This window comes from Aureibacter tunicatorum (genome assembly GCF_036492635.1).
GTDB lineage: Bacteria > Bacteroidota > Bacteroidia > Cytophagales > Cyclobacteriaceae > Aureibacter > Aureibacter tunicatorum.
The window spans coordinates 2,754,938-2,770,348 of record NZ_AP025305.1 but is presented as its reverse complement, the minus strand read 5'-3'; the positions used below and the strand labels follow the sequence as shown (position 1 = coordinate 2,770,348).

At 37.8% G+C, this 15,411-nt stretch carries 7 protein-coding genes; 6 read left to right on the top strand and 1 reads right to left on the bottom strand.

Annotation, left to right across the window (positions count from 1 at the left end):
* Positions 1-125 precede the first annotated feature (125 nt).
* The 4 genes from AABK36_RS11860 to AABK36_RS11845 are packed head-to-tail and all read left to right on the top strand — an operon-like array spanning position 126 to position 10,508.
* Complete coding sequence (locus AABK36_RS11860; RefSeq protein ID WP_338390273.1) at positions 126-6,710, top strand: MBG domain-containing protein; 6,585 nt, start codon at positions 126-128, stop codon at positions 6,708-6,710.
* A 3-nt stretch (positions 6,711-6,713) separates the two neighbouring features.
* Positions 6,714-7,703: a type IX secretion system membrane protein PorP/SprF gene (locus AABK36_RS11855; protein ID WP_309938793.1), complete on the top strand. Its 990-nt coding sequence runs from the start codon at positions 6,714-6,716 to the stop codon at positions 7,701-7,703.
* 59 nt (positions 7,704-7,762) lie between these two features.
* Positions 7,763-9,874 (top strand): tetratricopeptide repeat-containing sensor histidine kinase, encoded by a 2,112-nt coding sequence (locus AABK36_RS11850; RefSeq protein WP_309938796.1) that lies wholly within the window; start codon positions 7,763-7,765, stop codon positions 9,872-9,874.
* On the top strand, positions 9,864-10,508 hold the full coding sequence (locus tag AABK36_RS11845; RefSeq protein WP_309938798.1) for a response regulator: 645 nt from the start codon (positions 9,864-9,866) through the stop codon (positions 10,506-10,508). The genes AABK36_RS11850 and AABK36_RS11845 overlap by 11 nt, the downstream gene beginning before the upstream one ends.
* Positions 10,509-10,523: 15 nt before the next feature.
* On the opposite strand, the gene AABK36_RS11840 is transcribed toward AABK36_RS11845, so the two are convergent.
* Entirely contained in the window at positions 10,524-11,732 is a 1,209-nt protein-coding gene (locus AABK36_RS11840) for a hypothetical protein (RefSeq protein ID WP_309938800.1), read from the bottom strand.
* 448 nt (positions 11,733-12,180) lie between these two features.
* Here AABK36_RS11840 and AABK36_RS11835 point away from each other — a divergent pair, with 448 nt between their 5' ends.
* Together AABK36_RS11835 and AABK36_RS11830 are read left to right on the top strand one after the other, a co-directional pair.
* Positions 12,181-14,301 carry a T9SS type A sorting domain-containing protein gene (locus tag AABK36_RS11835; protein ID WP_309938802.1) on the top strand — a complete coding sequence of 707 codons (2,121 nt, stop codon included), beginning with the start codon at positions 12,181-12,183 and terminating at the stop codon, positions 14,299-14,301.
* A 177-nt stretch (positions 14,302-14,478) separates the two neighbouring features.
* Positions 14,479-15,303, top strand: coding sequence for a hypothetical protein (locus tag AABK36_RS11830; protein WP_309938804.1), 825 nt, complete (start codon positions 14,479-14,481; stop codon positions 15,301-15,303).
* Positions 15,304-15,411 lie beyond the last annotated feature (108 nt).

The following is a 15,411-nucleotide window of genomic DNA, read 5'->3' as shown; positions in this document are numbered from 1 at the left end:
TAGAGATTATCACGGTTGATTTTTATTGCTATTTATTCCTCTCTGGAAGGAATATTAAGGAGAAAATTAGAAAAAAGCTAAACGTGATAAACATTAATATTTAGAAATATAACTATCGTTTATAAATGAAGAATATTTACAACTTAATATTTTTTACTGATTTGGCTATCAACTGCTATAGTCGGAAGCTTTTTTACAAGGCAATACTAATGATTCTGTTTTTATTTGCTTTTGATCTTCAAGCCCAGATTAGGCTAGAGACTGTAAGGCAAGAGCAGTCCTTGAGATTTGAAATTGGGGAGAGTACAGAGATTAGCTCGTCTAGAATGCAAGCTGGAACGATTACAGTTATTCCGGAATTTACTTCTTATGAGAAAATATGGGGATATGAAGATCCGGTTTACAATTGCTCATTTACGATCAGTGACGGCAGAGCTGGGACAATGCAAATTGGCAGAGACCAGAGCAATCAAGGTATAGGAACTTATTCTGTGGATATGTTTCCGCAAGCTTTTATTGATTTGGTCAATAGTGAAGGATTAACGGTTGTATTCACCGCTCCTGTGTTGACAATCAAAGTAAATAACATAATAAATATTATAGCGCATCCCAAGACGAAAATTTTTGGAGATTCTGATCCTCCATTCACTTATGATGTTATCAATAATCCACCATTGGTAAATATATCGGGAAATATTCTGAGTGTGGATGGTGGTTTATTGAATGTTGGTGAACATCCGATAGTGTTGGGGGTGAATTCAAGTCCGAATTATAATATAAATTATAGTGGGGCGAATTTAACAGTATTAAAAAGACCGATTACAATTTCTGCAATTCCTAAAACCAAAATATTTGGAGATTCGGATCCACTCAGAGACTTTGCTATCACTCCTGCGTTGCCTTCAAATTTGTCGATAACAGGTCAGTTGGGAAGAGAATCAGGCGAAAATGTGGGAATTTATCAGATAACATTGCCTTCGGATCCTTCATTGGACAATTATGATATAACATTTGTTACAGCGGACTTCACAATATTGAAAAGGCCTCTGACAATAAGAGCCCATGAACAAGAGAAAATATTTGGTGATCCTGATCCGACGCTTACATTTGATGTGATAAATCTCGCCCCAATAGATAACTTGACGGGTTCAACATTGCCAAGGGAAATAGGTGAGGATGTTGGAGAATACAAGATTTTGCCACCAAGTATTTCATTTGATAATTATGATCTAACATTTGTTGAAGCGAATTTGACGATAAAAAAGCGTTCTGTTACTATCACTGCGGATTATATAGAAAAAGTGTATGGTGAAGTCGATCCAGATAGGACATTTACAGTTTCTCCAGATCTGCCTCAAGGTTTGGAGATCACAGGGAGTTTAAGCAGAGTTGCTGGCGAGGATATAGGTGATTATGATATAACACTTCCAAATGGGTTGGACAACTACGACATCACATTTGTTGGAAATACATTTCGAATATTAAAAAGAACGCTTACTATTACTGCTCATGAGCAGGAAAAAATCTATTGGGAGCCTGATCCAGTATTAACTTTTGATGTTGATAATTTAGCTCCTCGAGATAACTTGACTGGCTCTTCTTTGACTCGCGAGGCTGGCGAGGATATAGGTGAATATAAAATATTACCACCAAATATAGCTTTCGACAATTATGATTTAATATTTATAGGGGCTGATCTTACGATTAAGAAAAGACCCATAACTATCACTGCGGATTATCTGGAAAAAACATATGGTGAAATAGATCCTGAGAAAACTTATACAATCACTCCATCGTTGCCAGCTGGACTAACAATTACGGGTGCTTTAGGCAGGAATTCAGGCGAAGATGCTGGGACATATGATATTACAATGACAACAGGTGTTGGGCTTGATAATTATGATATTACTTATAATGGGAATATCCTGAAAATTAATAAGAAAGCTCTAACTATTACAGCCGATGACCATTCAAAAGCATTTGGTGCTGTGGATCCATTATTGACTTATCAAGTTTCAGGCTTGGTCTCTGGCGATAATATGTTAGGGTCATTGACAAGAGTTGCTGGCGAAGACGTTGGCGCATACGCTATCAATCAAGGAACGCTAGCTGTTGACAAGCCGAATAATTATGACTTGGCATTTACTTCAGGAACATTCACTATTGCTCCTTCGAGTGTTGAGGTTGTTGTAACTGCAAATGCAAAGTCAAAAACTTATGGCGATGCGGATCCAATGTTGGATTACACAGTTGCAGGGCTTCAAGCAGGCGATAAACTGACAGGCAGCTTGGCTCGTATCGCAGGCGAAGACGTTGGCTCTTATCAGATTGAGCAGGGTAGTTTAGCAATAGATGCTGGAAGCAGCAATATTAATTACACAATTAGATATGTTGGAGCTGACCTTACAATTAATAAAAAATCACTGACGATCACAGCTGATGATCAATCAAAAGTATTCGATGCTACGGATCCATTATTGACATATCAAGTTTCAGGCTTGGTTCCTGGCGACAATATTTTGGGAGAGTTGACAAGAGTTGCTGGCGAAGATGTTGGTACATATACTATCAATCAAGGAACGCTAGCTGTTGACAAACCGAATAATTATGACTTGGCATTTACTTCAGGAACATTCACTATTGCTCCTTCGAGTGTTGAGGTTGTTGTAACTGCAAATGCAAAGTCAAAAACTTATGGCGATGCGGATCCAATGTTGGATTACACAGTTGCAGGGCTTCAAGCAGGCGATAAACTGACAGGCAGCTTGGCTCGTATCGCAGGCGAAGACGTTGGCTCTTATCAGATTGAGCAGGGTAGTTTAGCAATAGATGCTGGAAGCAGCAATATTAATTACACAATTAGATATGTTGGAGCTGACCTTACAATTAATAAAAAATCACTGACGATCACAGCTGATGATCAATCAAAAGTATTCGATGCTACGGATCCATTATTGACATATCAAGTTTCAGGCTTGGTTCCTGGCGACAATATTTTGGGAGAGTTGACAAGAGTTGCTGGCGAAGATGTTGGTACATATACTATCAATCAAGGAACGCTAGCTGTTGACAAACCGAATAATTATGACTTGGCATTTACTTCAGGAACATTCACTATTGCTCCTTCGAGCGTTGAAGTTGTTGTAACTGCAAATGCAAAATCAAAAATTTATGGCGATGCAGATCCGATGTTGGATTACACAGTTGCAGGGCTTCAAGCAGGCGATAACCTTACAGGTAGCTTGGCTCGTGTCGCAGGCGAAGACGTTGGCGCTTATCAGATTGAGCAGGGTAGTTTAGTGATAAATGCTGGAAGTAGTAACATTAATTACACGATTAAATATGTTGGAGCTGACCTGACAATTAATAAAAAATCACTGATGATCACGGCCGATGACCAATCAAAAACATTCGGTGCTGCGGATCCATTATTGACTTATCAAGTTTTAGACTTGATTGCTGGCGACAATATGTTAGGATCATTGATAAGAGAGACGGGTGAAGATGTTGGCACGTATGCAGTTAATCAAGGAACGCTTGCTGTTGACAAGCCGAATAACTATGACATTACATTTACTTCAGGAACATTTACTATTGCTCCTTCGAGTGTTGAAGTTGTGGTTACTGCACATGCAAAATCAAAAACTTATGGCGATGCAGATCCAGTGTTGGATTACACAGTTGCAGGGCTTCAAGCAGGCGATAACTTGACAGGCAGCTTGGCTCGTGTCGCAGGCGAAGACGTTGGCTCTTATCAGATTGAGCAGGGTAGTTTAGCAATAGATGCTGGAAGCAGCAATATTAATTACACAATTAGATTTGTTGGAGCTGATCTGATAATTAATAAAAAATCACTGACGATCACAGCTGAAGATCAATCAAAAGCATTCGGCTCCGCGGACCCAGTATTGACTTATCAGATTTCAGGCTTGGTTGCTGGCGACAATATGTTAGGATCATTGATAAGAGAGACGGGTGAAGATGTTGGCACGTATGCAGTTAATCAAGGAACGCTTGCTGTTGACAAGCCGAATAACTATGACATTACATTTACTTCAGGAACATTTACTATTGCTCCTTCGAGTGTTGAAGTTGTTGTAACTGCAAATGCAAAGTCAAAAACTTATGGCGATACAGATCCGATGTTGAATTACACAGTTGCAGGACTTCAAGCAGGCGATAACCTTACAGGAAGTTTGGCTCGTGTCGCAGGCGAAGACGTTGGATCTTACCAGATAGAGCAGGGTAGTTTAGCAATAGATGCAGAAAGCAGCAACACTAATTACACGATTAGATATGTTGGAGCCGATCTGACAATTAATAAAAGAGCTTTAACTATTACAGCCGATGACCAGTCAAAAGCATTCGGTGCTGCGGATCCAGTATTGACATATCAAGTTTCAGGCTTGGTTGCTGGTGATAATATGTTAGGATCATTGACAAGAGAAACTGGCGAAGACGTTGGCGCATACGCTATCAATCAAGGAACGCTAGCTGTTGACAAACCGAATAACTATGACCTTGTATTTACTTCAGGAACATTTACAATTGCTCCTTCGAGCATTGAGGTTGTTGTTACTGCAAATGTAAAGTCAAAAACTTATGGCGATGCAGATCCGGAGTTGGATTACACAGTTGCAGGCCTTCAAGCAGGTGATAACCTGACAGGTAGCTTGGCTCGTGTCGCAGGCGAAGACGTTGGCTCTTATCAGATAGAACAGGGAAGTTTAGTGGTTGACGCTTCAAGCAGCAATATTAATTACACAATTAGATATGTTGGAGCTGATCTTACTATTAATAAAAGAGTTCTCACTATTACAGCCGATGATCAATCAAAAGTATTCGGCGCTGCGGATCCAGTATTGACTTATCAAGTTTCAGGCTTGGTTTCTGGCGACGATATGTTAGGATCATTGACAAGAGAGCTTGGCGAAGATGTTGGCTCATACGCTATCAATCAAGGAACGCTAGCTGTTGACAAACCGAATAATTATGACTTGGCATTTACTTCAGGAACATTCACTATTGCTCCTTCGAGCGTTGAAGTTGTTGTAACTGCAAATGCAAAATCAAAAATTTATGGCGATGCGGATCCAATGTTGGATTACACAGTTGCTGGGCTTCAAGCAGGCGATAACCTGACAGGTAGCTTGGTTCGTGTCGCAGGCGAAGATGTTGGCTCTTATCAGATAGAACAGGGAAGTTTAATGGTTGACGCTTCAAGCAGCAACATTAATTACACAATTAGATTTGTTGGAGCTGATCTTACTATTAATAAAAGAGTTCTCACTATTACAGCCGATGATCAATCAAAATTATTCGGCGCTGCGGATCCAGTATTGACTTATCAAGTTTTAGGCTTGGTTTCTGGCGACGATATGTTAGGATCATTGACAAGAGAGCTTGGCGAAGATGTTGGTACATATACTATCAATCAAGGAACGCTAGCTCTTGACAAACCGAATAACTATGACCTTGTATTTACTTCAGGAACATTCACTATTGCTCCTTCGAGCGTTGAAGTTGTTGTAACTGCATATGCGAAGTCAAAAACTTATGGCGATGCAGATCCGGTGTTGGATTACACAGTTGCAGGGCTTCAAGCAGGCGATAACCTGAGAGGTAGCTTGGTTCGTGCCGCAGGTGAAGACGTTGGCGTTTATCAGATAGAACAGGGAAGTTTAGTGGTTGACGCTTTAAGCAGCAATATTAATTACACGATTAGATATGTTGGTGCTGATCTGGTAATTAATAAGAAAGCTCTAACTATTACAACTAATGACCAGTCAAAAGCATTCGGCTCCGCTGACCCAGTATTGACTTATCAAGTTTCAGGCTTGGTTGCTGGCGACAATATGTTAGGATCATTGACAAGAGAGCTTGGCGAAGACGTTGGCGCATACGCAATCAATCAAGGAACGCTTGCTGTTAACAAGCCGAATAATTATGAATTGTCATTTAGTCCCGCGAATCTGGTTATTTCTAAAAGAATTCTTTATGTGAGAGCTGAAAACCAGACAAAGGAGTATGGCATGAAAGAGCCAATTTTGAGGTTTGTTCTCAGTGGAGTTGATGAAGAACTACCCCAATCTGGAGAATTGATTCGTGAGATTGGTGAAAGTGTCGGTGTATATAAGATTCATCAGGGAACATTATCTTTTGGGTCTAATTATCAGATAGAGTTTGAAACTGGAATTTTTGAAATACTTCCAGTACAGGTAGAAATTGAAATTTATAATACCTCTAGGTCCGTGGGGATTGAAAACCCTCCATTTGATTTTGAATTTTTAACTCCTTTGTCTTTAGAACAAAAGGAAGTTATTGAATCAAGAATAAAATTGTATTCAGAAGCTAATAGGAGTAGCGATCCCGGTGATTACGATATCCTTGTAAAGGAATTATTCATAGATGAATATGAAATCATCGCTAATATTGGAATGTTGACTATTGTGCCTGACTTGGATATACCAGAGCTGTTGACTCCAAATGCCGATGGTTTTAATGACACTTGGAATATACTTGGTGTTGAATTTTTTGAGAAGATAAAAGTGAAAGTTTTTTCACAGGATGGAACTTTGGTTTTTGTTTCAGAGAACTATCAAAGTGATAATGAATGGAATGGAGCGGAAGCGATTCCTGGCGTATACGCTTACGTTATTGAAACCTCGTTGGGGAAAAAATATAATGGAACTCTAATAATTAGGAAATAGGTCATGAAAAATAAAATCTGTACAGCATTGATACTTCTAGTTATTGGAACGATCAATGCGAATGCTCAGGATAGAATATCATTCAAACAAAAATATCAAACTCCCCAAGTGATAAATGCATCATATGCAGGGATAAACCCATATTGGCATTTGGATGCCGGAGTAGGACAAGTAAAGTATGATGACGGCTTGAATCTTCGAAACTCTTTTGCTTCATTCAATTTAACCTATCCGAAGGTTAAGGGAAAAGGAAGTAATTCAATGAGGGAATGCCGAGCGACCAAATTATCATTAAAAAGAAAAAGAAGGGTTTATCATGATGGTAAAAGTCGTTTTGGAGCAGGGCTTTCATATCATTTCACCTCTTTGGGAGAGTACAAAGTATCTGTTTTGGAAAATAGTTACGCTCTTCATATTCCAGCGAGCTTGAATGCTATGTTGTCTTTGGGTGTAGGCTTAGGTTATGTAAATCAAAGGATAGATATTGACGCTTTGAATGTGAGGCACGAACTTGATCCTATATATCAAGATTATCTGGCTCATGATGGAAATAGCTCCGTTTTTACCGTTAATGTAGGCGCTTCATATCATACATATAATGCTTATATAGGACTTTCTTATCGAGAAAAAGCTTCAAGCAAGGGTTTTAAACCACAAGATGAAATTTTTTCATTATTGAATTTTTCCGGAGGGTATAGGTTCCTGATAAATCGAAATATCGAATGGTTGAATTCAGGCATTTTTGAAATTAACACCTTAGAACAGAGATTTGCTATAACAAGCCAAATGGAGTATCAAAGTGTTTTAAGGTTGGGCTTGACTTATAGTCAAAACGAGTATTTTACAACTTTTGTAGGCTTGCAGTTTGCTGATAATTACAGGTTTAATTTGGCATTTTCAAACCCTTTGCATCAAAGTCACAAGACATTGATAGAAGGCTCTTTGAGTGTTTATTTTTATAAATTGAAGAATGCAGGTCAATATTTTTGGTAATCATGATATGATTTAGTTAATTATTGATATGTTGAGTCTTAGGTAGGAAGTTGGAAAAAATGGTCAAAATTAGAGGATTGATATTGCTGTTAGGGATTAGCCTATTTTACTTTGACGCTTGGTCTCAACAAACGGATTCTTTGGCATTGAAAGAGTATTTTTCGGCTTGGAAGCAAATCAATACCAAAGATCATTTGACAGCCAAGAAAAGATTGCTTAGACTTTACGCAAACGCTTCTAATGAGGATATGAAAATAAGGTCATTGGGAGCTTTAGGTCAATATTATAATGTCCATGGAGATGGAGATTCTTCGATTTATTTTTGCAATAAGACATTGAAATTGTTGGAAGGCAAGGAAGATGAAAAATCCATTTCTAGAATCTCTCTTATGTACAATACCATGGGGATTGCTTATCTCAATCAGAGCATGAATGACAAGGCATTGGAAATGCATATCAATGGGGTTGAGATTGCTGAAAAGTCAAATAATAAAAATCTTTATTTCACGCATATTCATGGGTTAGCCAGAGCTTATTTACAGAAAGAGGAGTATGAAAAATCTATTTCTATGTTCATGGAATGCATAAATTCCAGTGAGAATCCTAGGGTTGTTTACGCAAGTTATATCAATATAGGCAGCGCGTATAGTTCTATGGAAGAATACGAATTGTCGATAGCATATGCTCGAAAAGCATTGAAAATGTGCGCTGACATGAAAGACATACAATGTGAAGTAACTACGAGGATGGAAATAGCTACTTCAATGTCTATGATGGGCAAGGACTTGGAAGCATATTCATATTTGGAAAAGGCTTACGATATTTCCAAAAAAAATGCCCATAAGAATATGGAGGTGTATGTAATGCTTGAGATGTCCCAATTGCTTATAAAAATGCAGAAAATGGAAGAGGCCTCAGCAATTTTGATTCAAGCTTTGGTCATAGCTGAAAAACTTGGACATCTTAATTATTTGAAAGAAATATATGCAGATCTTGAGAGTATAATGATATTCAAGGGGGATTATGAGAAAGCTCACGCTTATTTGACTAAAATAAATAATATAACCGATTCTATTCATGCCGCTCAGAACTACGCTAAGATTAATGAGCTTGAGGTGAAGTATCAAACAGTAAGAAAGGAGAAGGAAATACTCAAACTAAAAAATGAGAAAAGCAGGAGAGAGTTGGCTTTGATGCAAAAAAACAAAGAGTTGTCAAAGTTGCAGTTGGAGCAGAAGCTTCAGGCCGAAAAAGCGGAGAACAGATTTCTGAAATTGCAAAAAGATTCAGTCACAAGAAGCAATGAAATCCACCAGTTGGAAAATTCTGCTTTATTGAATAAAGCGAAGATTGAGAAAGAGAAAGGGATAAGGAATTTGTTGATATTTTTATTTTTTATCATTTTGATTCCTGTGGTGATGGCAATGGCTTTAAGCCAGCAGAAATCCAAGTCCAGAAAAGCCTTGCTCGCAAAGCAGGAACAGATGGCTAAGCAACAAGTTGAGACGCTTTTGAAAAATCAGGAATTGAAGTTGATTACCGCTACGATGTCGGGACAGAATAGCGAAAGGCAGCGTATTTCCCAAGAATTGCATGACAGCATAGGAGGAAGCTTGGCAGCTATCAAGTTGCAATTAGGCAATCATCCGATATCTGAAAATGACTTGAATGAAATATATCAATATGTTGATAAGACATATGGCAAGGTTAGAGAAATTTCCCATGCATTGGTGCCAAAGGATATCGAACTGGAAGTATTCACGTCATTATTGAGCGAGTATTTTGACGCTATAGAGAATTCTACTTATTTGAAGATCAATAGAAATTTTTATCCCTATAAGCAAATCAATGAATTGCCATCAGATATTTTAGCTAATATGTATTGCATAATACAGGAGTTGGTGAGCAATGCAGTGAAACATGCCAATGCGTCAAATTTGGATATCAACTTAAGTTGTTTCGATAATGAGTTGAGTTTGGTCTATGAAGATGATGGTGATGGTTTTGACCAGAAGCTTGTGGATGCTAACAAAGGAATTGGCCTGATGAATATTCAGAATAGAGTGAAGAGCTTGCATGGCGAGTTGCATATTGATACTCATCCCGGCAAAGGGGTGAATATTGTGATAAATCTTCCGATAAATATTAATGAAAATGTGTATGAAGCGTAATGTAATTATAGTTGATGATCATAAGATATTCGCTCAAGGTTTATCTAAAATTGTTGAAAGCGACGCTCAATTGAATGTGTCGTATATTTTTAAGGATGGAAGCGAGTTGGTCAAGTATTTGGAAATCAATGGCGCTGAAAATATAGATCTAGTGATTACCGATCTCAGCATGCCTGAAATGGATGGATGCGAGTTGTTGAAGTATTTGAAAACAGAATATTTGGGCTTGAAAGTATTGGTTTTGAGCATGCATAATGACGCTTCGCATGTTGAAAAAGTGTACAATCAAGAGGCTAGCGGTTATATATTAAAGAACGCAGAGAAGTCTGAAGTGCTTAGAGCCATCAATGAAATATTGAGCGGGGGCAAGTATTATTCTCAGGAGATATCGGAGGTTAAAAAGGTGGCGGACAAGCATCAAAAAGAGGGAGATCACATACATTTGACTAATAGGGAAAAGGAAGTTCTGTCTTTGATAGCGGAGGAGTTTACAACGCAAGAAATTGCCGATCGACTTTTTCTAAGCAAACATACCGTTGAGAGCTATAGAAAAAGCTTGATGTTGAAGCTTGGTGTTAAAAATGTGGTTGGCTTGACAAGGTTTGCGATCAAGGTTGGATTAGTGTCCGTTTAGCCTTGATTACAATATTTAAACGAGAAAGTCTGAGAAAGACTTTGGAGTGGTGAGATGAAAGAATCTTGGAGGGATACCATGCTCTTTCCTCATTTCATTCTCGACAAAGTTGATAATCGCATATTCTTCAAGCGAGGTCCAATATTTCCATTTGGGCCTTCTTTTGAATATTTCCTGATAAATTAATGCCAAGCCCATGCCTCTTTGAAAATGGTAAGCATGACCCAGTTCATGTCCCAAATTGATGAAGGGAGTCGTAAAAGTTATAGAGCCCTTTAATCTGTCAGGCTTTAGTTCTGGGTCGTTAGGAATCATCACTGTGGGGACGGTTTTGTATTCAGGAGGATCGTCTACAAGCCAGTCATTGCCAGCGTAGAATCTGCCATTTATGATGCTTTGGTCTTTATGATTGAAAGTGATTGTCGAAGCGATACCTCCCTCTGGACTTGGTTCTACGACATTTGGCACAGGAAAAGATTCATTAAAAGGTTGTCTGGAATGTGCTCTTCCCATTTTAGGATCATCATTGAGAGTCTGAGGAGAGCATCTGTCTTCATCGTGAACGCTCGTGAGAGGCTTGATTTCAACTTTGTTCGGAAATGCGGCGATTTCGCGCAAAAGCCATCTGCCAAAAGGCCTGCTCATGATTTTAGCCCAATTGGAATAATGGGCAAGTTTGAATTCTTCCGTTGCCTCAGCATCATGTTCAAGGCATGTATGGTTAAGAGATAAGTTGGTTTTGTTTCTAATCAAGTTTTGCCAAAAACTTTGCAAAGATTCATATTCAGTGTCGTTCATTTGATACTGGTCCGGAAGCCATATGTTAAAACCGTTTCTGACGGTTTCGTTTACAAGTTTTATATGCTCGGTTTGCAGTTCATCCAGTAGAGTGAAGAAAGCTCTGCCAAAAGGGAGGTGATCAGGGCTTTCATAGCTGATTTGATGTTTTGCGTACCAAGCGTAAACTAAATGTTCCATTTCGTCAATCAACGCGAATTGTTGATGCAATAAAGCTTGTTTCTTTTTGTGATAGTTTTCGAGCGTAGCTCCAAATACCCAAAATGGATGCTCCAGTGATAAAATGGAATTGTACTCTTCGAGTTTCGCATAGGCTTCTAATGCGTTTTCAAGCTTTTTGCTCAGGGGCTCAAAAGCATGTCGAGTTTCAAAATGATCAGGTTCAGTATCTCTCATTTTGTCTCTGAATGCCGTAGCCGTAAACATGGCTTGAATGGCAATGTTATTTGAATATTTCGTAGACAGCGCATTAGTCCCTTTTGCTTTCGAAGAAACTCGTGTATTGGAACATTTGGAATGGGAAGAGTATATTGGCACTGCTTTTTGATACAATATTGATGCTTATTACATGAACTTGCGCATGGGTTCTATGTTGAGAGTTGTGAAAAGAATTTGACAAAATAAAGTTGGCAATAGTAATTAATTCGAATTTGGAAACTGAAAGAACTTGTTTGTTGATTTACTAATATAGATTTTCTTTTAGGTAGTGATATATGTTGATGCCTCCATTATTTTTCTTTATGATTTGATTATTATGTTTCGGTTTTTGTGTTTTTTGGATAAAGTTGAATTGATGAATTCTTTAATTTTTGATAAATAAAGCTAAAGTCTTGTTATATAATTTTGTGAGATATAATTAATAAAATTAAACATTATGAAATCTCAAAAATTACAAACATTACTGGTATTGGCAATGTCGCTTTTCATTTCAACTCAATTTGCGATAGCCCAAAATGTGCAATTATTACGCAATTCACAAAGCAGACTGAATGCTGCAAACGCAATTTCAGGAGGTCCATTTTATCATGGGGTGGCTTCAGGAGATCCCTTGTCGGATAGGGTGATTATTTGGACGCGTGTCACACCCGATGTTGATCAAGAAATCAATGTGTCTTGGGAAGTTGCTATTGATCAAGGTTTTAGTCAGGTCGTAAGAGAAGGGAACTTTATGACGAACGCAGACAGAGACTATACCGTTAAGGTCGATGTCGATCAATTGGAGCCTTTTCAAACGTATTATTACAGGTTTCATGCAAATGGAATCACTTCTCCGGTAGGCAGAACCAAAACAGCTCCTGTGGACAGCGATAGAGTTCGAGTGGCTGTCGTTTCTTGTTCCAATTATCAACAAGGATTCTTCAATGTTTATGATCATATGTCAAAAAGAAATGACATCGATGTGATATTGCATCTTGGAGATTATATATATGAATATGAAGAAGGAGGGTATGGTTACAGTGATAAACTGAAAAGAGGACATGAGCCTAAGCATGAGATTGTAAGTTTGAAAGATTATAGAGTAAGGTATTCGTTTTACAGAATGGATCCGGGCTTGCAAGCGGTTCACCAACAATATCCGTTTATTACTACTTGGGATGATCATGAGTTTACGAATGATGCTTATAAAGATGGTGCGGAAAATCATCAATCCAACGAAGGCGATTGGGAGGTAAGAAAATCGAATGCGAAAAAGGCTTATTTTGAATGGCTTCCGGTTAGGGAAGGAATCACGGAAGGTAGAATTTACAGAGATATCAATTATGGAGATCTATTGGACATAATTATGATTGATACGAGAGTTGAAGGCAGGCAAAAACAAGGATCATCGAGAAAGAAAGCTAAGAAATACGCTACTGAAGGATTGATCAAAGAGTTGGCGAGTGAAACTAATTTCGATTTGGAATTGGTGCTTGGCAATGCTGCTGAAAGTATGACAGAGGAGGAAATGGATTATATCATTGAGAGTATCAACAAGGGCTTGACTGGCAATTTGACGTTTGATTCTGCCACATATCTTCAGGATTCTGTATGGCAAAAGTTCATTTCTGTGATTACTTCAGGAAATGCTAGTGACATTCGATCTTCTCAAAGAGCAAACTCCTCGAGAACGATCTTAGGGCAAGAGCAATATAATTGGTTGACAAACAAGCTTTCCAATTCATCGGCTCAATGGAAATTGATCGGAAATCAAGTATTGATGATGCCGGTTTACGCGCTTAGTCTGGATGATTCATGGGAAGGCTATGAGGATGAGAGACAGAATTTGTTAAACCATATTTCAGGACAATCTATTGAGAATGTTGTGGTCGCTACAGGAGATATCCATATGACATTCGCTGCGGATGTGATAAAAAACAAGAGCAGCTACACCAAGTCAAGCGGCAGAGGATCCGTTGCTGTTGAGTTTGTGACGCCAAGCGTAACTTCGGCTAATGTGGATGAGTTTGTCAATATCTCGGATAGCTTTTTGGGCTGGCTGTTGAGAGTTTTCAATCCTCATATCAAGAAGACCAACCTTCATGATCATGGTTTTATTTTAATAGATTTTAATAACAACAGGGTGCAAGCGGATTGGTATTATGTCAATACTGTTGAGAGCCAAAACTACCATGTGAATTATGGCTTTGGTTATCAATCAGCAAGCGGAGATAATCACTTGTCATCGACAAGCTCAGCGTCGTCGAGAAAATCCGCGGCTGCGTTGGCTCCTGATTACGGATTTGAAGGAGCGGAAATATTCGCTTTGATGGGCGTTTACCCAAATCCGACAGTGAGTGAATTGAATATTCACTTTGCGGCAGTAGGAGGGACAAGCATGAATATCAATGTATATGATTTGCTGGGTAATATTGTCATTTCGAAGTCCATAGAGGATTTGGAAGGTGGCGAATATATTTACAATTTGAAGGATGTCTCACTATTGAAGACAGGTTCATACATACTTAGCTTGGAGCAAGGCAATCAAAGAAAAACTAGAAAATTCATAAAGCAGTAAAATTTGCGAGACATCGGGACTTTGAAAGGTCTCGGTGTTTAATATGCTTTTTTTTAATAGTAATTATTTGAAATAGGATTAGGTGTAGAATTTAGGAATAATATTCAACTCCAATGTATGGTCTTAACCATTTTTTTGTAGATTCCTTGATATTTTTCAAGTCCAAAATTAACTGAAATGAAAAGATTTATTTTTATTATTTTATTGTTTTTAACCTCCTCCTCCTTTTCGAACAATAAAAAAAGTGATCAAATTTTAAATGAAGGCAAAATGTTGTATAGACTAGAGAAGGGGTCTTGGTTGGCTACAGATCATATGTTGTCTAATTTTGACACTAAAAAAGATTCATTAGGAGGCTATTTGTCTTATGAAAATGAAAAAGGAAAAATATGTACTATATTTTACAGTAGGTTTGATCAAAATAATATACTAATCAAGTATGTATTTGATGATATTATTCAATCAGATAATTTTAAAATCGAGGAAGTTAGTCAAATGGCAACAAGTCACGAAAAATCTCTGATAACGATGAGAGAAGACGCTGTTGAGAGAGTCTATACAAATGAAGATGAATATTATAGCTTTTATGAAAATACAGCGATGAACTTTATCCCTTTAATTTCCAATGAAGGACAGAGAGTTTTTGTATTGACAGGACCTCAAGTTTCTGGAGTTGTCTTGCTTGGCAATGACTATTTACTTCATTATGATGAAAAGAGTAAATTTATTAATAAGGAAAAAATACATAATTCAATACTAAGCTTCCCATATGAGCAAGATGAAAATGGAAATACTATTGAAACGACATCTCATTCACATGTTAATAGTGAGTACATTTCATCAACTGATATTTGTACATTATTACTTTATAAGGATTATTTAAGTTGGGATCAGCATACTGTTTTATCTAAAAATATGGTTTCAATATTTGATCTTAAAAATGAGTCTTTAGCGACCATGAAAATGAAAGCATGGAAGAAGTTGTTGGATACAGAAAAATAACTATTGACTAAATCTTTTAAACTATTATGAATCAACTGTATATATCGTTAATAACTCTATTTTTATTCTCTGGATGTACTTTAAAAGGTAATTATTCAAGTGTATATG

What these genes read in the sequence shown, in the direction of transcription:
- AABK36_RS11850 (WP_309938796.1), top strand. Translation starts at nt 7,763, where the DNA reads ATGGTCAAAATTAGAGGATTGATATTGCTGTTAGGGATTAGCCTATTT.
- AABK36_RS11855 (WP_309938793.1), top strand. Translation starts at nt 6,714, where the DNA reads ATGAAAAATAAAATCTGTACAGCATTGATACTTCTAGTTATTGGAACG.
- AABK36_RS11860 (WP_338390273.1), top strand. Translation starts at nt 126, where the DNA reads ATGAAGAATATTTACAACTTAATATTTTTTACTGATTTGGCTATCAAC.
- AABK36_RS11845 (WP_309938798.1), top strand. Translation starts at nt 9,864, where the DNA reads ATGAAGCGTAATGTAATTATAGTTGATGATCATAAGATATTCGCTCAA.
- AABK36_RS11840 (WP_309938800.1), bottom strand. Translation starts at nt 11,732, where the DNA reads ATGTTTACGGCTACGGCATTCAGAGACAAAATGAGAGATACTGAACCT.
- AABK36_RS11830 (WP_309938804.1), top strand. Translation starts at nt 14,479, where the DNA reads ATGAAAAGATTTATTTTTATTATTTTATTGTTTTTAACCTCCTCCTCC.
- AABK36_RS11835 (WP_309938802.1), top strand. Translation starts at nt 12,181, where the DNA reads ATGAAATCTCAAAAATTACAAACATTACTGGTATTGGCAATGTCGCTT.